Annotated in this window: 17 protein-coding genes; 12 read left to right on the top strand and 5 right to left on the bottom strand. The window is 64.2% G+C overall.

The annotated features are described in order from the left end of the window. Nucleotides 1–109 precede the first annotated feature (109 nt). Nucleotides 110–1,657, top strand: a complete 1,548-nt coding sequence (locus JQ632_RS13610; RefSeq protein ID WP_212402838.1) for a L,D-transpeptidase — start codon at nt 110–112, stop codon at nt 1,655–1,657. Between the two features lie 107 nt (nt 1,658–1,764). Beyond that, nucleotides 1,765–2,802: a medium chain dehydrogenase/reductase family protein gene (locus tag JQ632_RS13605; RefSeq protein WP_212402837.1), complete on the top strand. Its 1,038-nt coding sequence runs from the start codon at nt 1,765–1,767 to the stop codon at nt 2,800–2,802. Between the two features lie 28 nt (nt 2,803–2,830). Here the strand turns inward: JQ632_RS13605 and JQ632_RS13600 are convergent, their stop codons facing one another. Further along, a complete protein-coding gene (locus JQ632_RS13600) occupies nt 2,831–3,466 on the bottom strand; it encodes an HAD hydrolase-like protein (protein WP_212402836.1) in 636 nt (211 codons plus the stop codon). Here JQ632_RS13600 and JQ632_RS13595 point away from each other — a divergent pair. From JQ632_RS13595 to JQ632_RS13580, 4 genes are all read left to right on the top strand, one after another. After that, nucleotides 3,441–4,019 (top strand): LysE family translocator, encoded by a 579-nt coding sequence (locus JQ632_RS13595; RefSeq protein WP_312015607.1) that lies wholly within the window; start codon nt 3,441–3,443, stop codon nt 4,017–4,019. The two genes, JQ632_RS13600 and JQ632_RS13595, sit on opposite strands and share 26 nt — an antisense overlap. Before the next feature lie 90 nt (nt 4,020–4,109). Continuing rightward, entirely contained in the window at nt 4,110–5,081 is a 972-nt protein-coding gene (locus JQ632_RS13590; RefSeq protein ID WP_212402835.1) for an ABC transporter substrate-binding protein, read from the top strand. A gap of 85 nt (nt 5,082–5,166) precedes the next feature. Then, nucleotides 5,167–6,210, top strand: coding sequence for an FUSC family protein (locus JQ632_RS40270; protein WP_212402834.1), 1,044 nt, complete (start codon nt 5,167–5,169; stop codon nt 6,208–6,210). A 111-nt stretch (nt 6,211–6,321) separates the two neighbouring features. Then, complete coding sequence (locus tag JQ632_RS13580; RefSeq protein ID WP_212402833.1) at nt 6,322–6,747, top strand: hypothetical protein; 426 nt, start codon at nt 6,322–6,324, stop codon at nt 6,745–6,747. Between the two features lie 74 nt (nt 6,748–6,821). Here JQ632_RS13580 and JQ632_RS13575 read toward each other — a convergent pair whose 3' ends face one another. Next, entirely contained in the window at nt 6,822–7,790 is a 969-nt protein-coding gene (locus JQ632_RS13575) for a helix-turn-helix domain-containing protein (protein WP_212402832.1), read from the bottom strand. Between the two features lie 520 nt (nt 7,791–8,310). Between JQ632_RS13575 and xoxF5 the strand changes: the two genes are divergently transcribed. The 6 genes from xoxF5 (at nt 8,311) to JQ632_RS13545 (ending at nt 15,897) form a co-directional block, all read left to right on the top strand. Then, nucleotides 8,311–10,119 (top strand): lanthanide-dependent methanol dehydrogenase XoxF5, encoded by a 1,809-nt coding sequence (gene xoxF5, locus JQ632_RS13570; RefSeq protein ID WP_212402831.1) that lies wholly within the window; start codon nt 8,311–8,313, stop codon nt 10,117–10,119. A gap of 80 nt (nt 10,120–10,199) precedes the next feature. Then, nucleotides 10,200–10,721: a c-type cytochrome, methanol metabolism-related gene (locus JQ632_RS13565; RefSeq protein ID WP_249151902.1), complete on the top strand. Its 522-nt coding sequence runs from the start codon at nt 10,200–10,202 to the stop codon at nt 10,719–10,721. 60 nt (nt 10,722–10,781) lie between these two features. Further along, nucleotides 10,782–11,891: an S-(hydroxymethyl)glutathione dehydrogenase/class III alcohol dehydrogenase gene (locus JQ632_RS13560; protein WP_212402830.1), complete on the top strand. Its 1,110-nt coding sequence runs from the start codon at nt 10,782–10,784 to the stop codon at nt 11,889–11,891. A 33-nt stretch (nt 11,892–11,924) separates the two neighbouring features. Continuing rightward, nucleotides 11,925–12,488, top strand: a complete 564-nt coding sequence (gene gfa / locus JQ632_RS13555) for an S-(hydroxymethyl)glutathione synthase (protein WP_212402829.1) — start codon at nt 11,925–11,927, stop codon at nt 12,486–12,488. A 639-nt stretch (nt 12,489–13,127) separates the two neighbouring features. Continuing rightward, nucleotides 13,128–13,580, top strand: coding sequence for a (2Fe-2S)-binding protein (locus JQ632_RS13550; protein WP_212402828.1), 453 nt, complete (start codon nt 13,128–13,130; stop codon nt 13,578–13,580). Nucleotide 13,581: 1 nt separating this feature from the next. Then, the gene (locus JQ632_RS13545; protein ID WP_212402827.1) at nt 13,582–15,897 is read left to right on the top strand and encodes a molybdopterin cofactor-binding domain-containing protein; all 2,316 of its coding nucleotides are present in this window, start codon (nt 13,582–13,584) and stop codon (nt 15,895–15,897) included. A gap of 312 nt (nt 15,898–16,209) precedes the next feature. Here JQ632_RS13545 and JQ632_RS13540 read toward each other — a convergent pair whose 3' ends face one another. The 3 genes from JQ632_RS13540 to JQ632_RS13530 form a co-directional block, all read right to left on the bottom strand. Continuing rightward, on the bottom strand, nt 16,210–17,937 hold the full coding sequence (locus tag JQ632_RS13540) for a methanol/ethanol family PQQ-dependent dehydrogenase (RefSeq protein WP_212402826.1): 1,728 nt from the start codon (nt 17,935–17,937) through the stop codon (nt 16,210–16,212). A 126-nt stretch (nt 17,938–18,063) separates the two neighbouring features. Continuing rightward, complete coding sequence (locus JQ632_RS13535) at nt 18,064–18,720, bottom strand: ubiquinol-cytochrome c reductase iron-sulfur subunit (protein WP_212402825.1); 657 nt, start codon at nt 18,718–18,720, stop codon at nt 18,064–18,066. Between the two features lie 264 nt (nt 18,721–18,984). Continuing rightward, nucleotides 18,985–19,449, bottom strand: coding sequence for a group III truncated hemoglobin (locus JQ632_RS13530; protein WP_212402824.1), 465 nt, complete (start codon nt 19,447–19,449; stop codon nt 18,985–18,987). Nucleotides 19,450–19,475 lie beyond the last annotated feature (26 nt).

Raw genomic sequence — 19,475 nt, 5'->3', positions numbered from 1 at the left:
TTCCCTGAACAAGTTTGCGGTATGGATGGTGGCGGCGCGTTGGTCCGGCAATCGCGAGGTGACACTTGATCGGCGCAGGCGTGGACAGGCAATTCAACCGGGGCATGGCATGGTGAACCGACTTCCGATGGCGCAATCCACCGTGACGATGCGTCGTTTGAGGCCCTGCGGCGTTGTGACGCTTGCGGCAATGGCCGCCCTCGCCGCCCTGACCGCCGACGTCTCGGCGAAACAGCGCCCCGCGGCCGCCGTCGAGGCGGTGGCGCCGCGCGAGGCCGGCGAGCCGATCATGGCGATCGTGTCGATCAAGAGCCAGCAGGTCACATTCTACGATTCCGAGGGCTGGATCCTGCGCGCGCCGGTATCGACCGGCACCACGGGACGCGAGACCCCGGCCGGCATCTTCGCCATCATCGAGAAGGACAAGGACCACCGCTCGACCATGTATGACGATGCCTGGATGCCGAACATGCAGCGCATCACCTGGAACGGCATCGCGCTGCATGGCGGTCCGCTGCCCGGCTATGCCGCTTCGCACGGCTGCGTGCGGATGCCGTTTGGCTTTGCGGAAAAGCTGTTCGACAGGACGCGGATCGGCATGCGGATCATCATCTCGCCGGACGACGCGGCCCCGCTCGACATCTCCCACCCGGCGCTGTTCGCTCCGAAGGCCGAGGCCATCGCGGCGGCCCCGGCGCGCGCCGAGACGCTGCTCCGCGAAGCCGCCGATGCCGCCAAGGCGGCCGACGAGGCGAAGAAGCTTGCTGCGACGTCGACGCGCGAGACGGCAACGCTGACGGCGTCACTGCGCAAGCTGGAACAACAAAAGGCCCGCACCGCCGCCGACCTTGCTTTCGCCGAAAAATCGCTCGCCACCGCCAAGACGGACCAGGCCAAGGCGAAGGCCGAGGAACTGAAGCAGAAGGTTGCGCCCAAGGCTGCGGAGGCGGCAACGCAGTTCGACACGGCCAAGGCCGACGCGAAGACGAAGCTGGATGCTGCCGCTGCCGCCAAGGACGGCGCCAAGGCCGCGGCGACCAGGAAGGCCGACACCGCCAGGGCGGCGAACGATGCCAAACTCGCGCTCGAGCCGGTCTCGGTCTACATCAGCCGTTCGACGCAAAAACTCTACGTCCGCCGCAACACCCACAAGTCGGCACCGGACGGCGGCGGCGAGGTGTTCGATACGAGCATCGAGGTTCCCGTCACGATCCGCAATCCTGAGCGGCCACTCGGCACGCATATCTTCACCGCCATGGCGAAGACCGATGCGGGCCTGCGCTGGAGCGTGGTCACGATCGACAATGGCGACGAGGCCAAGGCCGCGCTGGACCGGATCACCTTCCCGCAGGACGTGCTCGACCGGATCGCGCCGACCGCGCTGCCGCGATCCTCGATCGTCATCTCGGACGAGCCGCTGAGCAGCGAGACCAACTATCGCACCGAGTTCGTCGCGGTGCTGAGCAACCAGCCCCAGGGCGGCTTCATCACCCGCAGGCCGACGGCTCCCATGGCCATCGCGAGCGACGATGGCTGGGACAACGGCGGCGGCTTCTTTTTCTTCCAGCCGCGCAATCCCAACCCGCAACCGCAACCCGGCAACATGCGCCGGCGCGGCGAGCAGTATTATTATCCTCCGCAACCGCGCTGGTGGTGAGGCACCGTCCGCCGCGCCCCAACGGCGGAATTGATCGATATCAACTTTCTCGCTCCGTGCGTCTGGCATGCTTCTATTTCACAGTCTGAGACTGCGAGGACGGGCACGTGATCGAACCGCGCAACCGCGTTGTTCAACTCCGGCGCTACGGCGGTCCCGACGAGCTGGAAGTCGTCGACGCTCCCTTGCCGACCGCCGGTCGAGGCGAGGTGCGGGTCCGGGTGTTGGCCTCGGGCCTCGAATACACCGACACGCTGATCCGACGCCATCTCTACCCCCAAACCTCTTCCCGCCGTCCGCCGCTTGTCATGGGCTACGATTTGATCGGGGAAATCGATCAAATCGGCGAAGGCGTGAGCGGCTTTCGGCTTGGCGAACGTGTGGCCGACATGACGGTGATCGGGTCGAATGCCGAGTATCGGACGCTCCAGGCAAGCGACTTGACCGAGGTCCCGGAAGGCGTTGATGCCGCTGAGGCTGCCACGCTGGTCCTGAGCTGGATGACGGCGTACCAACTGCTGCACCGGGCGGCACGGGTGCGTCGAGCCCAGCGCGTTCTGGTGCATGGCGCTGCCGGTGCGGTCGGTCAGGCGCTGCTCGTACTCGGCGGTTTGGCGGGGCTCGAGCTCTGGGGTGGCGCTCACGCGAAGCACGCCGACCTGATTCGACACCTCGGTGCTACGCCCGTCGACTATCAGCGAGAAGACTTCACCCGAGTCCTGCCGGGCGGCTTTGACGTCGTGTTCGATGGTATCGGCGAGGACGGCTATCGCCGGTCGTTCGCAGCACTCAAACCCGGCGGTTTACTCTGTGCTTTCGGCTACTCGGCGGGTGTCGAGGGGCACCGGCGCATGCTGACGATGTTGATGTGGATCGCGCGCCTGTATCTCTGGAGGTGGCTGCCCGGCGGCAGGCGGGCGTTCTTCTACTCCATCAACGCGATGCGCTTGCGGCATCCCGCCTGGTTCATCGAGGACCTCCAGCGCCTGCTTGCCATGTTGGCCAGTGGGGCCATCCGGCCACGCGTCGCCGAGCGAATCCCGCTCGATGAAGTTGCCGAAGCGCACCGACGACTGGAAGCCGGCGGCCTCGACGGCAAGCTCGTGCTGTGCCCGGATCTCCCATCTCGCAGCAACCGTCATTGACGGCGCGTGGGCGAGGCTTGAAGCGTGGCTATCCGTCCAACATCGACACGACCATGCCGGCGAGATCGACGGGCCGTTCCACGATTTGATCTGCGCCGGCTGCTTCAAGCTCGCCGCGGCTACCATACCCCCAGAGCACGCCAAGACCGCGCATCCTGACCGCGTGCGCTCCGGCGATGTCATACCGGCGATCCCCGACCATGAGACTGTACGAGGCACGGATGTCTCGATCCGACAGGATATGGGCGAGCAGCTCGGGCTTGTGATCGAGCTCGCCGCCTGGCACCGAACCGTAGATGCCGTCAAAGTACGTCGCCAGTTTCAGGTTCTCCAAGATGTGCCTGGCGAAGACCTCGCGCTTCGACGTGGCAAGGTAGATTCGCAAACCGGCCCGCTGCATGTCCCGGAGCGCCTCGCCGATCCCGGGATAAGGCTCGCTTCCGAGCAAGCCGATTTCTCCATAGTGCCGACGATAGGCCACGACAGCTTCATCGACCCGATCGTCTCCATACACCTGCAGCAAAGCCCGTAAGATGTCTTCGAGCGGCGGCCCGATCACGCTCTTCACATCGAGCGCTTCGCCAGGATCGTGCCCGAGCGCACGCACCTTCGCCCTCTTCCTCGCCGCGGCACTCGTCGTGGCGATCACGCCGGGGCCGGGCATCTTCTACATCGTGGCACGAACGCTCGCGGGCGGCCGAACGGAAGGGCTAGCATCGAGCGTCGGCCTCGGCCTCGGCGGTCTGGTGCACGTCTTCGCAGGCGCAGCCGGCCTGTCGGCGCTGGTCATGGCGAGCAGCGAGGCGTTCACCGCGCTGAAGATCGCGGGCGCGCTCTATCTCGTCTGGCTCGGGCTCAAGACCTGGCGCGAGGCACGCATCGTCGGCCCCACCGAAATCGAGACGACCGGCGGCCGCCGCGCCTTTCGCCAAGGCATCGTCGTCGAGGCGCTGAACCCGAAGACCGCAGCGTTCTTTCTCGCCTTCATCCCGCAATTCGTCGTCCCCAGCGCAAGCGTCGCCGCGCAGTTCATCGTGCTCGGCCTGATCTCCGTGGCGCTCAACACCGGCGTCGACCTGATCGTGACCTATTGGGCCGCGAAGGCGAGATCGGGGCTTGCACGACGGCCGTCCCTCATTGCCAGGACGCGGCAGGCGTCGGGCGCCGTGATGTGCGGGCTCGGCGCGACACTGCTGCTCGCGCGCCGCACGGGGTGACGGCCCGAACCGGTCCGATATTCCGACTCCCGGCGCGGTCCGCGACTGCTATAATCCCGGCATTGCGCCGAGAACTCCCCGCGAGGCCAAGTGCAACGACGCAGGTTCATCACGCTACTTGGCGCAGCCGCCGCTTGGCCGGGCGTCGCACGTGCGCAACCGGCGGCAAAGTCACCACGCATAGTCCTACTGGCTCCGGTCCACATTGCAGCGCAGGTGGAGACGGTCCGAGGTCTGCTGCGTGAGCTCGGTTACGTCGAAGCTCGCAATATTCGCTTTGAGTTTCGCAACGCCGGTGGAAATGCCGATGCGCTTCCTGCGCTCGCGCGGGACGTAGTGCAGGAGGGTGACGTCGATGCCATCATCGCGATAAGCACGCCCGCTGCGCTTGCTGCTCACAAGGCTACCCAGACGATTCCGATCATCGCTTTGGCTGCCGTCGATCCCGTAGCGTCAGGCCTTGCCGAAAGCCTTGCGCGTCCCGGGCGCAACGTGACCGGTATCGCGGTCTTTTCCGAAGAGACGACCGTCAAACGGGTCGAGCTGATGCGGGAAGTTGCCCCGCGCGCCGTGCGCCTCGGAACAGTGACAACGAAAGTCAGCAGCGGCGCACAGAGCCTGACACCGGTTCTGGAGACGGGACGCAAGCTGGGCTTTGCGGTCGAAGCCATCAACGTCAACGATCCCGCGGACTTGGCCAAGATTCTGAAGCCTGAAATCCTCGCCGAATTCGACGCACTCGTATTCGTCCCGGACGTCGTGCTCAGCGCGCACATGTCCGAGATCATCAATCTGGTCGGCCAGAGCAAGACTCCGGCGATCTTTCCTTCACCGGACTGGGTGGCCAACGGCGCCCTCATGTCGTTCGGGCCCGATTTTGCGGACGCCACCCGTCACCTGGTGTCGCTGCTCGATCGCATTCTGAAGGGTGCAAAGCCGGGCGATCTGCCTTTCGAGCGCCCCACCAAGTTCGACCTGAGAATCAACTTGCGCAGCGCGCGAGCACTGGGAATCGAGCTCCCCTCGACGGTCCTCGCCCGCGCCGATGAAGTGATCGAATGACGCAGAGATTGCGCAGGACTCGCATTGAGGCCGCGCTCTCGTCGTGCGGTCACGTTGTTCGTCAATCTCGTCAATCTGGTGACTCGTGAGCCCGCCGACAGCACCGCTCGCGGCAAGGTTAGGGGATGTCCTCGCCAGGGAGATCAAGGCCAGCGAGCTTTCGCGCGCGCTGGTCGTCGTCGGTCCGCTGGTCGCCGCCTATTTCGTCCTGAGCGAGCCGGCACTGCTCAACCTCGGCCTGATCGCGATCTCGCTGCTGATCCCCGCGCTAAGACTTCGGCTGGCGCCGCGTTCCGTTGTCCTCCACTACGTCGTCATCCTCGTCACCTTCGGCACGCTCTTCCTCGCTGCGCCCGTCAAGCCGCTATTCGTGTCGCTGGCGGCGCTCGCCGCGTTTCTGGCGGTGGCGGTGACGCGCTATGGAGAGGCGTTGCGGACGCTGGGCAATTGGGTGTTCATCCCGGCCGTCTACCTCGCCTGCGAGGTGCGCGAAGGGGTGAGCGCGCAGGAAGCGCTCCGTCATGCCGGTGTCATCATCGCGTCATCGCCGATCGCGCTGGTGCTCGTCTGCGGGATTCAGTTTCTCGACCGGCGGCACGGTGAACCCGTGCCGTCCGGTTACGGGCCCGCGGCGGTGCAATGGTTTTTGCCGGCGGCTGCGACCGCCATCGCGGTGTTCGCGGCGGCAGCTTTGGTCGAGATGCTCGATCTCGCCCAAGGGCAATGGGTGATCTGGTCGGCCGCAAGCGTCGTGGTCGGCGATCTCTCGGCATCCACCGGCAAGCTGAAGCTGAGGGCGATCGGGGCGCTGGTCGGCGTCCCGCTCGGCCTCATGGTCGGGATCGCACTGCCGCCGAGCCGGATCGGCTATTCGCTCGCAGTGCTCGGGGCGACGCTGACGCTGATTGCCTTCTCGCGCTATGCCGTCGGCTTCGGCCTGCGCTGCTTTCTGATCGCGCTCGCCGCGGCGTTCGTCGGCGGCGCAAGCGGGATTGCCGAAGAGCGCGTGGCGAACGTGCTCATGGGCGGCACATTCGGCCTGATCGCGGTGGCGCTGACGGACATCATCTGGCGGCGCCTTGCGCAGAAGGTCGAAGGCGAACCCGCCGGCGATGGCGCAGCGCGCTAGCCCGTTAACGCTTCCCTTTTTCGACCAAAGCCTAGTGTCGAAGTCCCGTCCTGCGGCTATGATTGGGGACCACCGCCGGGGGACCCGGGCGGGACGAGAAGGGCCGATCGCATGACGCCGGATGCCGTCACCATCGCCGCCATGATCATCCTGATCTTTCCGATGGGCTATTTCACGCTGGCTTCGCCCGCCTTCCTGCTGGTGAAGCTCGACATCCAGCCCGTCGCGCAATTGTTGCGCGGATTGTTCAACGCCCATTTCCTGGTGATGGGCGTCGCCAGCGTGATCGGGACGGTGGCCTTCCTCGTAGCCGGCCGGCCGGTCTTCGCGATCGGCGTCGGCGCGATCGCGGCTTTCGCGATCCGGGGACGCCGCTGGTTCATGCAACGGATGGACGACCAGCTCAGCGCACGTGATGCGGGCGATGCCGAGGCGCCGCGAAGGCTGCGGCGGCTGCATTGGGTCGGCATGCTCTGCAATGCGGTGCTGCTCGTCGCGCTCGTAGCCAGCATTCCCTACGCCGCCCCGTTGACCTGAGCCATCCTGGGCTGAGGCGGGCGCACGTCGAATTTGTCGGGATTGAACGCGGCGACAGGTCGCCGACCTCGCGCCTAATGCTCGCCGGAGGACGCGGCGTGCTGCTGCGCCTTGTGGATCGACGAGGGCACGACGCCAAAATACTTCCGGAACACACGGCTGAAATGCGAGGAGCTGGAGAAGCCCCAGGAGAAGGCGACGTCGGTGATGGTCTTGCCGGCATGCGCCTCGAGCTCCTGGCGGCAGTTCTGCAGCCGTGCCTGCCAGATATAGTCGCTCACCGTGGTGCCGCGCTCGGAGAACAGCATGTGCAGATAGCGCTTGGAGCAGCCGAGCTCGGCGGAGATCTGATCGATGCAGAGATCGGGATCGCGCAAATGCTCGCGGATGAAGAACTGCGCGCGCACATACATCGCTTCCGGACCGACGCGATCGAACATCGTGTCGGCTTCGCGCAGCGGCAGCAGCAACAGGTCGATCAGCGAATCGGCGACGCCGACCGCACTGTTCGCCGACAACTTTGCGGCCTCGTCGAACGTGGCATGGACGAAGTCGTGGGCGATGCGCCCGGTGCCGGTGCGCGCCGACAGCTTGCAGGCGGGCATGCGCTGCGACGGGAAGCCGCGGTCGCGCAAGAGCGCCTTCGGCACGATCACGACGTCGTGGCGGGTGAAGGCCGGGCTGATGATGGAGTGCGGGCAGGACACGTCGTAGGCGATGATGTCGCCCGGCATCAATTCGATGTGGCGGCCTTCCTGCTCGAAATAGGACACGCCGTAGGTCTGGAAGTGAATCTTGATGTAGGGATGCTCGTTCGCCTTCGCGCGCGCCAGCGTATGCGCGATGCGATGCTGGCTCACCTCGATCTGGCAGAGCTTCAATCGCGAGATGGTGGTGTAGTCGATACGACCCTCGAGCGACGATGCTTCCAAGGGATCGACGTCGAAATGGCCGCACAGACTCGTCAGCCCGTCGATCCAGCTCTGGATCTGCTTCTTCGGCGTCAGTCCGGTCGTCGAGAGCGTGTGAATTGTATCGGACATGATCCAGCCACTGATTTGACCCGAATCGCGACAGGAACGCCCAGAGGCCCCCCATCACGACAAAGCGACGTTTACCTCAAATTAGGGCGGTCTTTTGGAGCAAGCGCCATGCTCCGCTGCCATCCTTGACTGATAATCCTCCGCCTTAGTTGCAGCGCAGTCAAGGGGAACCTAAACCCAACAGCCGCGTTCAGTCGATGCGGAAGCTGCTGAATTCGCTACTGCAAAATCAAAAAAATTGACTCCGTGCGCTGTGAAGCAAAGCGGCTTCCCTCTTGGGCAAGTTTCCCGTTGCCGAACGGATTAGGGATTGCGGCAGGAACAACAAGAAAATGGGCCGCACCCTCAAATCGCGGACCCAGAGTCCATACCAGGAATGGCTCATACCAGGAGGAGGAAACAGCCCCACATCGTTTCTGGTCCAGAACGTGACCGCCCTGCACGAGCAGACGCTGGACGACAATGCCCAGCGACAAGCAATGCTTCGGAAACAAATAAACGAGACCTAGGAGGAATGACTATGCGCAAGGCACTACTCGCGACCTATCTCGGCTCTGCGGCGATTTTCGCCGCCGGCAGCGCGTCAGCCAATGACGAGCTGATCAAGATGTCGCAGAACCCGAAAGACTGGGTGATGCCGGCGGGTGATTACGCCAACACCCGCTTCTCCAAGCTCAACCAGATCAATGCATCGAACGTCGGCAAGCTGCAGGTCGCTTGGACCTTCTCCACCGGCGTGCTGCGCGGCCACGAAGGCGGGCCGCTCATCATCGGTAACATGATGTACGTCCACACGCCGTTCCCGAACAAGGTCTACGCCATTGACCTGTCGAACGAGAACAAGATCGTCTGGAAGTACGAGCCGAAGCAGGATCCGAACGTCATCCCGGTGATGTGCTGCGACACCGTCAATCGCGGCCTCGCCTATGGCGACGGCAAGATCATCCTGCATCAGGCCGACACAAACCTGGTTGCGCTCGACGCCAAGACCGGTCAGGTCGCCTGGAGCTCGACCAACGGCAATCCTGCGAAGGGCGAGACCGGTACCTCGGCAGCGCTCGTCGTCAAGGACAAGGTGCTGGTCGGTATCTCCGGCGGCGAGTTCGGCGTGCAGTGTCACGTCACCGCCTACGACCTCAAGACCGGCAAGCAGGCCTGGCGCGCCTTCTCCGAAGGCCCGGATGACCAGATCAAGCTCGATCCGGTCAAGACCACGGCGCTCGGCAAGCCGGTCGGACCCGACTCTTCGCTGAAGACCTGGCAAGGCGATCAGTGGAAGATCGGCGGCGGCTGCACCTGGGGCTGGATGTCCTACGATCCCGCTCTGAACCTCGTCTACTACGGGTCGGGCAACCCCTCGACCTGGAACCCGAAGCAGCGTCCGGGCGACAACAAGTGGTCGATGACCATCTTCGCGCGCGATGCGGACACCGGCATGGCCAAGTGGGTCTACCAGATGACGCCCCACGACGAGTGGGACTATGACGGCGTCAACGAGATGATCCTCACCGACCAGCAGATCAACGGCCAGGCGCGCAAGCTCTTGACCCACTTCGATCGCAACGGTCTCGGCTATACCCTCGATCGTGAGACCGGCGAGCTCCTGGTCGCCGAGAAGTACGATCCGAAGGTGAACTGGACCTCCGGCGTCGACATGGACAAGAACTCGCCGACCTATGGTCGTCCGAAGGTTCTTGACGCAGCGTCGACTGAAAAGGGCGGCGAGGACAAGAACACCAAGGGCATCTGCCCGGCGGCGCTCGGTACCAAGGACGAGCAGCCGGCGACCTACTCGCCGGACACGCAACTGTTCTACGTTCCGACCAACCACGTCTGCATGGACTACGAACCGTTCAAGGTGAGCTACACCGCGGGCCAGCCCTATGTGGGCGCAACGCTCTCGATGTATCCGCCGCAGGGCGAGACCCATATGGGTAACTTCATCGCCTGGGACGGCAAGACCGGCAAGATCGTCTGGTCGAACAAGGAGCAGTTCTCGGTCTGGTCGGGCGCTCTCGCAACGGCCGGCGGCGTGGTGTTCTACGGCACGCTCGAAGGCTACCTGAAGGCGGTCGACGCCAAGTCCGGCAAGGAGCTCTACAAGTTCAAGACTCCTTCCGGCATCATCGGCAACGTCACCACCTATGAGAACGGCGGCAAGCAGTATGTCGCAGTGCTCTCCGGTGTGGGCGGCTGGGCCGGCATCGGTCTGGCGGCTGGTCTGACCGATCCGACCGCAGGCCTCGGCGCAGTCGGCGGCTACGCGGCGCTCTCGAACTACACGGCGCTCGGCGGTACGCTGACGGTGTTCGCGCTGCCGTCGAACTAGCCTCACCTTCGTCTCGTCCCGGCGCGTGGATCCAATCCACGCGCCGGCTCGTCTCACCGAGCGTCTTCGAGGAAACTCTCTTGCGTAAAATCTGCACGACCATCGTTGCCATCGCCTTCGCTGCGTCCGGGGGACTTGCACTTGCGGACGGCCCCGGCGACCCGACTGCCGTCAAGAAGGAAGAGGACGGCAAATGGCTCGATAAGGAAGGAAACCCGACCTACAAGATTTTGGCCGACGGCACCGTGGACTGGTTCACCTATTCCGGATACCGCCGCTATCACTCCGACTGTCACGTCTGCCATGGCCCGGACGGCATGGGATCCACCTACGCACCGGCGCTGAAGGATTCTGTCAAGACCATGAGCTATGGCGACTTCATCGGCGTGATCGCCTCCGGCCGCAAGAACATCTCGACCGCGGCGGAGAACGTGATGCCGGCCTTCGGCGATAACCCGAACGTCGCCTGCTACATGGACGATCTCTACGTCTACCTGCGCGCCCGCTCCACGGAGGCCTGGGGCCGACAGCGCCCTGGCAAGAAAGAGGAGAAACCGGAGGCCTACACCAAGGCGGAAGACTCCTGCATGGGCAAGAAATGAACGTTAAGGGGACTGCCGAGACTACCTCTTGGCGTCCTATGAGGATTTGAGGAGTTTACGATGAAGACACGTGCCGCCGTCGCTTTCGAAGCGAAAAAACCGCTTGAGATCGTCGAGGTTGACCTGGAAGGACCGAAGGCCGGCGAGGTTCTGGTCGAGATCAAGGCGACGGGTATCTGCCACACCGACGCCTACACGCTCGACGGCTTCGACAGTGAGGGAATCTTCCCGTCGATCCTGGGTCATGAAGGCGCCGGCATCATCCGCGAGATCGGCGCGGGCGTGACCTCGGTGAAGCCGGGTGATCACGTCATCCCGCTCTACACGCCGGAATGCCGGCAGTGCAAAAGCTGCCTGAGCGGCAAGACCAACCTCTGCACCGCGATTCGCGCCACGCAAGGCAAGGGCGTGATGCCCGACGGCACCAGCCGCTTCTCCTACAAGGGCAAGCCGATCTACCACTATATGGGCTGCTCGACTTTCTCGAACTTCACGGTACTGCCGGAGATCGCAGTCGCCAAGATCCGGCAGGACGCCCCCTTCGACAAGAGCTGCTACATCGGCTGCGGCGTGACCACCGGCGTCGGCGCCGTGGTCAACACCGCCAAGGTGACGCCCGGCTCCAACGTCGTCGTGTTCGGCCTCGGCGGCATCGGCCTCAACGTCATCCAGGGCGCCAAGATGGCCGGCGCGGACAAGATCATCGGTGTCGACATCAACGACTCCAAGGAAGACTGGGGCCGCAGGTTCGGCATGACCGACTTCGTCAATCCCAAGAAGGTCACCGGCGACGTCGTGGCTCACCTGGTGACGCTGACCGACGGCGGCGCCGACTATACCTTCGACTGCACCGGCAACACCACCGTGATGCGCCAGGCGCTGGAGTGCTGCCATCGCGGTTGGGGTACCTCGATCATCATCGGCGTTGCCGAAGCCGGCAAGGAGATCGCCACCCGTCCGTTCCAGCTCGTCACCGGCCGGAACTGGCGCGGCACCGCCTTCGGCGGCGCACGCGGCCGCACCGACGTGCCGAAGATCGTCGACTGGTACATGAACGGAAAGATCCAGATCGATCCGATGATCACCCACGTGCTGAAGCTCGAAGAGATCAACAAGGGCTTCGACTTGATGCACGAGGGCAAGTCGATCCGTTCCGTCGTCGTCTACTGAAACCAAAAGCGTCACACCAAGGAGGAATGACCCATGACTGTCCAACTCCACCCCTCGATCGACAACGGCCTCAAGCAAGGCACCGGCAGCTTCGCCGGAGGTACGCTGGTCTGCAAGTGCAAGGACCATCCGGTCAAGGTCGGCATCAAGGGCGACGTCGCCCATAACCACGCCTGCGGCTGCACCAAGTGCTGGAAACCGCAGGGCGCGACGTTCTCCGTCGTCGCCGTCGTCCCCCGCCAGAACGTCACCGTGCTCGAGAACGGCGACAAGCTCGCGATCGTCGATCCCGCTGCGGTGATCCAGCGCTACGCCTGCAAGGCCTGCGGCACCCACATGTATGGCCGCATCGAGAACAAGGGCCATCCGTTCTACGGCCTCGACTTCATCCATCCCGAGCTGTTCCAGGAGCAGGGCTCGCAGGCGCCGCAATTCGCCGCCTTCGTCTCCTCGGTGATCGAATCCGGCGTCAAGCCGGAGCAGATGGCCGGCATCCGTTCACGGCTGAAGGAGATAGGGCTGGAGCCGTATGACTGCCTGTCGCCGGCCTTGATGGACGCGATCGCAACCCACGTGGCGAAGGCCAAGGCTGCCTAGGCCAAGGCTGCGTAGGCTAAGGCTGCCTAGTCTGCGACAACGCCGCCGCATCCCGCCGGTTGAGACCTCCACCGGCGGGACAGCGGTGCGATCGATCTTCCGCCGCATCGCGAGGAAATGGTCAGCCATTCCGCCTCATCTTGCGCGCGACGCGGCCGAACTTCAAATTTCTATGGCCCTCAGTCTTAAGTCCGTCGTGACTCCGCAGTGTCGCCACCTTCTCAAGCGAAGATGACGTCCAGCGTTTCTCTCTCCCTCGACTGAGGTCTCTTGCTTCGTCCGTGCAAACTTGCGGGCGAAGCATTTTTTTTGCGCGCTGCCATGCAATGCAGGGCGAGCTGCGCTGCGCCTGCGCGCCCTGCTTTTGACAAACCGTCGATGCAATCTCTGCACGTGGAGGCAAGCGCGGCCGCGTCGTCCGCCCCGCCGGTCTCCGAACGCGCCGAACAGCCCCGCGCGCCAAGCAAATTCAATTAAAGTTCAAAACGGGAGACATCGCGCACATTCCAGACAGAACCCATCTATCCCGACCGTCCTCCCGGGATTTGCCCGGCGCAGGACCGGGATGCATGGGCAAACCACCGTCGTCCGAATTCACGCCAGAGCAGATCAATAGCTTAAAAAGAGCGAGGACCAATCATGATCAAGATAAAAATCAACGGCCAGGAACAAAGCTGGGACGGCGACCCGGATCTTCCCCTGCTCTGGTATCTTCGCGATGAGGCCGGTCTGACCGGCACCAAATACGGCTGCGGCCAGGCGCTGTGCGGTGCCTGCACCGTGATCGTCGACAAGGAGGCCGTGCGCGCCTGCATCACCTCGATCAACGACGTCGCGGGCCGCGAGGTCACCACCATCGAGGGCTTGCACCCGTCCGGCGATCATCCCGTGCAAAAAGCCTGGCGCCAGCTCAACGTGCCACAATGCGGCTTCTGCCAGGCCGGCCAGATCATGCAGGCCGCAGCGCTCCTGATGGACAACCAGAAGCCGTCGCACGACCAGATCCGTGAGGCGATGTCCGGCAACATCTGCCGTTGCGGCTGCTACCAGCGCATCGAGAACGCCGTCCATCTCGCCTCGACGGGGGTGTGACATGAATTTCATCGAGAACCCGAAAAAGCTTCGCGGCTTCGAGAAGCATGTCAGGATCGAGAAGGTTTCACGCCGCAGCATCCTGAAGGGGCTGGGCATCACCGGCGGCTTCGTGCTCGCCGCTCCCGTGATGTCGCGTCAGGCGTTGGCCTATGAGACCGGCGCCGGCAAGATGCCGCATGGCGTCGTGGTCGACCCGCGCGTGTTCGTTGCGATCGCGCCCGACGGCATCGTGACCATCGTCGCGCATCGCTCGGAGATGGGAACCGGCGTGCGCACCAGCCTGCCGCTGATCGTCGCCGAGGAGCTCGAGGCCGACTGGACAAAGGTTCGCGTCCAGCAGGCCCATGGCGACGAAGTCAAGTTCGGCAACCAGGACACCGACGGTTCGCGCAGCACGCGGCACTATCTGATCCCGATGCGGCAGATCGGCGCCTCCGCGCGCACCATGCTGGAGCAGGCCGCAGCCAAGCGCTGGGGCGTGCCCGCGACCGAGGTCAAGGCCGTCAACCACGAGGTCGTGCACAGCGCAACCTCGCGCAAGCTCGGCTTTGGCGAGCTCGCGGCCGACGCCGCCAGGGAGCCGCTGCCGAGCATCGAAGGCCTCAAGCTGAAGGACCCCAAGGACTTCCGCTACCTGACCAAGGGCCAGGTCTCGATCGTCGACCTGCGTGACATCACCACGGGCCGGGCGCGCTACGGCGCCGACGTCCGCCTCCCCGGCATGAAATACGCCGTCATCGCACGGCCGCCGGTGACCGGCGGCAAGCTCGTCTCGTTCGATCCGGCCGAGGCGTTGAAAGTGCCGGGAGTCGAGAAGGTGATGGAGGTCCGCGGCTGGCCGTGGCCCTCGAAATTCCAGCCGCTCGGCGGCGTGGCGGTGATCGCGCGCAACACGGGCGCGGCAATCAAGGGCCGCGATGCGCTGAAGATCGTCTGGGATGACGGACCGAACGGCAAGTACGAGTCCGTTGCCTACCGCAAGGAGCTCGAAGAGGCCTCGCGCAAGCCCGGTCTCGTCGTGCGCAAGGAAGGCGATGCCGACGCCGCCTTGAAGACCGCCGACAAGGTCATCGTCGGCGAGTACTACATCCCTCACCTCGCCCATGTCAGCATGGAGCCGCCGGTCGCGGTCGCCAACGTCAAGGACGGCAAGGCCGAGATCTGGGCCCCGGTGCAGAGCCCGGGCGGGACGCGCGAAGATGTCGCCAAGACGCTCGGCATTCCTGAGGACAGCGTGAGTGTCAACGTGACGCTGCTCGGCGGCGGCTTTGGCCGCAAATCGAAATGCGACTTCGCGCTGGAGGCCGCCCTGCTCTCGAAGGAGCTCGGCGCACCGGTCAAGGTGCAGTGGACGCGGGAAGACGACATCCATAACGGCTTCCTGCACACCGTCTCGGTCGAACGCATCGAGGCCGGGCTCGACAAGTCAGGCAAGGTGATCGCCTGGCGCCACCGCAGCGTGGCGCCCAGCATCGCCTCGACCTTCGCCGCCGGAACGGTGCACCAGGCTCCCTTCGAGCTCGGCATGGGTCTCGTCGACATGCCCTTCGAGATCGCCAATATCAGTTGCGAGAACCCGGAGGCAGCCGCGCACACCCGGATCGGCTGGTTCCGCTCGGTCTCCAACATCCCGCGCGCCTTCGCCGTGCAGTCGATGGTCGGCGAGATCGCTCAGGCGACGGGACGTGACCCGAAGGACATGCTGCTCGAGCTGATCGGCTCGCCCCGCATCATCAAGCTCGATTCGGTGAAGGATCTCTGGAACTACGGCGAGCCCTACGACAGCTACCCGATCGACACCGCGCGGATGCGCAAGGTGGTCGAGCTGGTCGCGGAGAAGGGCGAATGGGGCCGCTCGTTGCCCAAGGGGCGCGGGCTCGGCATCGCCGTGCACCGCAGCTTCGTCAGCTACATCGCGACCATCGTCGAGGTGGCTGTCGACGACAAGGGCAAGCTGACGATTCCGCGGGTCGATACCGCGATCGACTGCGGCACCTACGTCAACCCCGAGCGCATCCACTCCCAGATCGAGGGCGCCGCGATCATGGGACTCAGCCTCGCCAAATATGGCGAGATCACCTTCAAGGACGGAAAGGTGCAGCAGAAGAACTATGACGACTTCCCGGTGATCCGGATGGACGAGTCGCCGCTGGTGACCAACGTCCACATCGTGCCGCCCGGCGCCGACACGCCGCCGAGCGGCGTCGGCGAACCCGGCGTGCCGCCCTTCGCGCCCGCGCTGATCAACGCGATCTTCGCGGCCACGGGAAAACGCATCCGGTCGTTGCCGATCGGCAAGCAATTGGAGGCGTGAAGATCACGCGCACCGGCGTGATAGCCGCGCTATTTTCTCGCCAAAGCGCATCGATGTGCCCTCTCCCCTTGTGGGAGAGGGCCGCGACGCTGGCTGCCGCGATCTCGATTGGGTGAGGGGTCTGTCTCCGCGGATCGAGACCCCTCATCCGGCGCGCTACGCGCGCCACCTTCTCCCACAAGGGGAGAAGGAAAGGCAGTACAGTCCGCCTCCACACGCAGAATGCGGCGGACGTTTCCGTCCGCCGCATTTGCCGCTCCCCCCTGGCCGCGCCGCTTCCTTCGATCCGCCTCCAGGAACTGCTTCAGCTCACTACTTCTTCAGCGCAAAGACCCAGACGACGCCGCCTTGCGGCACGTTAGCCTCGATGCCGATATTGTTGGTCGCGAGCGCGTCCTGGATGCGCTGGGCGTCGACGCCCCAACCGGACTGGATCGCAACGTATTGCGTGCCGTCGACCTCATAGGACACCGGCATGCCCATGATGCCGGAGTTGGTCTTCTGCTCCCACAACAGCTTGCCGCTCTTGGCGTCGAAGGCGCGGAAGTTGCGGTCGTTGGTGCCGCCGGCGAAGATGAGGTCGCCCGCCGTCGCCGTTACCGAACCGAAGAGCTGCGACTTCGGGAAGTTGTGTTGCCACACCTTCTTGCCCGTCGCCGGATCCCAAGCCTGAAGCTCGCCGAAATGATCGGCGCCCGCCTTGGCCTTGAGCCCGATATCCTCGGGCTTGGTGCCGAGCCAGAGCTCGCCGGGCTTCAGCGCCACCTTCTCGCCGGTGAAGCCGCCGCAGAAATTTTCGTTGGCGGGAACATAGACGAGCTTCGTCCTCTCGCTGTAGGCCGCCGACGGCCAGTCCTTGCCGCCCCACAGCGACGGGCAGAATTCGACGCGCTTGCCGACGACCGGCTTGTGCGCGGGATCGACGATCGGCTTGCCGCTTTCGGCGTCGATGCCCTTCCAGACGTCGGTCGAGACGAAGGGCCAGCCGGCAACGTAGTTGATCTTGGTCGGCGTGCGCTCGAGCACCCAGAAGATCGCATCGCGTCCCGGATGGATCAGGCTCTTGATGGTGCGGCCGTCGCGCTGAAGATCGACCAGGATCGGGGCCTCGACCTCGTCCCAGTCCCAGGAATCGTTCTGATGGTACTGGTGGTGGGTCTTGATCTTGCCGGTGTTGGGATCGAGCGCCAGCACGGACGACGTGTAGAGGTTGTCGCCGGGATGCGCATCGCCGGGCCACGGCGCCGCGTTGCCGACGCCCCAATAGATCGTCTTGGTGTCCTTGTCGTAATTGCCGGTCATCCAGGCTGAACCGCCGCCGTTCTTCCAGTCGTCGCCCTGCCAGGTGTCGTGGCCGGGCTCGCCCTCGCCGGGAATGGTGTAGGTCCGCCATAGCTCCTTGCCGTCTTTGGCGTTGTAGGCAGCGACATAGCCGCGCACGCCGAGTTCGCCGCCGGACCCGCCGACGATGACCTTGCCGTCGATGATCAGCGGCATCAGGGTCATGTACTGGCCCTTCTTGTAGTCCTGGACCTTCGTCTCCCAGGCCACCTTGCCGGTCTTGGCATCGAGCGCGACGACGTAGTCGTCGGTGGTCGCAAGATAGAGCTTGTCGTCCCACAGGCCGACGCCACGGCTCGTCGGATGCAACTGGAACAGATCGTCGGGGAGCTGCCGCTTGTAGCGCCAGTACTCGTCACCGGTCTTGGCGTTGAGCGCAATCACCTGCCCCATCGGGGTCGCCACGAACATCACGCCGTTGTTGATGATCGGCGGCGCCTCGTGGCCTTCGACCACGCCGGTGGCGAAGGTCCAGACCGGCGTCAGATTTTGAACGTTGGTGTTGTTGATCTGGTCGAGCGGGCTGTAGCCCTGGCCGTCATAGGTGCGGCGATAGAGCATCCAGTTGCCGGGTTCGGGATTCTCGAGGCGCGCCGCGTTCACCGGGCTGTAGTTCTCGATCGGGCCGGCGCCGGCAGCGGTCGATACAAGGCACGTGAAGGCGACAAAGCCGGACAGTAACCATTCTTTTCTGGTCATCGACGTTTCCCCTTTTGACTCATCCGTTTTGAGTTCTTGTAGGTCTGAATTCTTGGCGTACTTCCGGCACCGCGCGCTAGCGGAGCGGCCTCTTTGTGGCGCGCGGGCGCGACCCGCGGCGTGCGGTCATCCTGGCTGCTGGCCACCTACCTTTCCGATGAAGCCGCCGGCGATCGACAGCGTGCCCTCATTCAATGCGAGCGGCAGCGCCGCGAGCCTGCGCGGTGCGGGCCCGAACACGACCTGAGCGCCCTTGCGAGGATCGTATTCGGAGTTGTGACACATGCACTTGAACACATCCTTGTCGCCGACATCGCTCTTGACCCAGGCGGTGACGGGACAGCCGGCGTGCGAGCAGATCGCCGAATAGGCGATGATGCCGTCCTGGGCGCGCGCGCGCGTCTGCTCGTCGAGATCGGCGGGATCGAGCCGGATGATGAGAATCTCGTTCAGCCGCGAGCCGCTGCGCACCACCGACGTCGTTGGGTCCTTCGGCCAGGCATGCACCGGCGGTCCGCCGACCGGCAGGTCGGCCAGGGTGACGAGGCTGCCTTCGCGATCGCCTTCGGACTGCACCAGCAGATCGCCCTTCTTCGGACGCTCATCGGCGCCGGGCTGTTCGTCGGCGGCGGCGACATCTCCGGAACTTGCGAGGCAGGCGGTGGAAGCGAGCGCGGCGAGCAGAAGCGATCGCCGCGTCGTGCATTGGCAATGTGCGGCTTCAGGTTCCGCAGCATTGTCGGTGGATGGTGACGATGTGATGCTGGGATATGAATGCGACATAGCACAAGCTGGCGCCGCAACTCAGCCGAAAAAAAGGCGACGCCAGCGCGCCGCAGTGCATTATTAGGTCCTGCTCGCGGAGATTGAACGCAGATTTGCGCAGCGATCAGCATTTTTTCAGTTGCAACGTCACGGCGCGCGATCGGTCATGATCATTTCGCAGATCAGACTCAACATGCGGGAATTGGTGCAATGCGCCGTCGCCTTACGCGCAGCCGCACGTGCCACTATGCCTGCTCACTTAGCAGGGACGCAAATCGTATTTCAGGAACGGTAGACGTGACGCGGCGCCACGATGCGGCCGGTCTGGGTGCCCGCGGCCATCTCAAAACTGTCGGCGATGCGGCGTGCCTTGTCGATGAACAGCGCCGCCGCCGCGGGCGGACACACTTCCTGCGCGGTCTTCTCGAACAGGTCGAGCCAGCGATCGAAATGATCACCGGCCAGTTTCAGCGGCAAGTGCGCGCGCATCGGCTGGCCGTGATAGCGGCCGCTCATCAGCACCACCGACGACCAGAAATCCCTGAGCTTGGCGAGATGTTCGTCCCAATTCTGCACGACCGCAAAGACCGGACCGAGGAGATGATCCTCGCGCACACGCCCGTAGAACTTCGTCACGAGTTCCCTGATCATGGCTTCGGTGATGCCGGTGCGCTCGATGACGTCCTGAACCAACAGGTTCCGCCGCGCTGCCGCCTCTTCGCGGTCGATCTTCAATCGATCTGACATTGTTGTTCTCGATGTCCGTTCCTTGG

Origin of the sequence: Bradyrhizobium liaoningense, from assembly GCF_018130955.1 — a bacterium.
Classification (GTDB): domain Bacteria; phylum Pseudomonadota; class Alphaproteobacteria; order Rhizobiales; family Xanthobacteraceae; genus Bradyrhizobium; species Bradyrhizobium liaoningense_C.
This window is presented reverse-complemented; position numbering and strand designations above follow the sequence as displayed.

Bases quoted from the DNA above. Each gene is read 5' to 3' on its own strand.
- JQ632_RS13610 (WP_212402838.1), top strand. From the start codon at position 110: ATGGTGAACCGACTTCCGATGGCGCAATCCACCGTGACGATGCGTCGT.
- JQ632_RS13600 (WP_212402836.1), bottom strand. From the start codon at position 3,466: ATGCCCGGCCCCGGCGTGATCGCCACGACGAGTGCCGCGGCGAGGAAG.
- JQ632_RS13580 (WP_212402833.1), top strand. From the start codon at position 6,322: ATGACGCCGGATGCCGTCACCATCGCCGCCATGATCATCCTGATCTTT.
- JQ632_RS13575 (WP_212402832.1), bottom strand. From the start codon at position 7,790: ATGTCCGATACAATTCACACGCTCTCGACGACCGGACTGACGCCGAAG.
- xoxF5 (WP_212402831.1), top strand. From the start codon at position 8,311: ATGCGCAAGGCACTACTCGCGACCTATCTCGGCTCTGCGGCGATTTTC.
- JQ632_RS13560 (WP_212402830.1), top strand. From the start codon at position 10,782: ATGAAGACACGTGCCGCCGTCGCTTTCGAAGCGAAAAAACCGCTTGAG.
- gfa (WP_212402829.1), top strand. From the start codon at position 11,925: ATGACTGTCCAACTCCACCCCTCGATCGACAACGGCCTCAAGCAAGGC.
- JQ632_RS13550 (WP_212402828.1), top strand. From the start codon at position 13,128: ATGATCAAGATAAAAATCAACGGCCAGGAACAAAGCTGGGACGGCGAC.
- JQ632_RS13545 (WP_212402827.1), top strand. From the start codon at position 13,582: ATGAATTTCATCGAGAACCCGAAAAAGCTTCGCGGCTTCGAGAAGCAT.
- JQ632_RS13540 (WP_212402826.1), bottom strand. From the start codon at position 17,937: ATGACCAGAAAAGAATGGTTACTGTCCGGCTTTGTCGCCTTCACGTGC.
- JQ632_RS13535 (WP_212402825.1), bottom strand. From the start codon at position 18,720: ATGTCGCATTCATATCCCAGCATCACATCGTCACCATCCACCGACAAT.
- JQ632_RS13530 (WP_212402824.1), bottom strand. From the start codon at position 19,449: ATGTCAGATCGATTGAAGATCGACCGCGAAGAGGCGGCAGCGCGGCGG.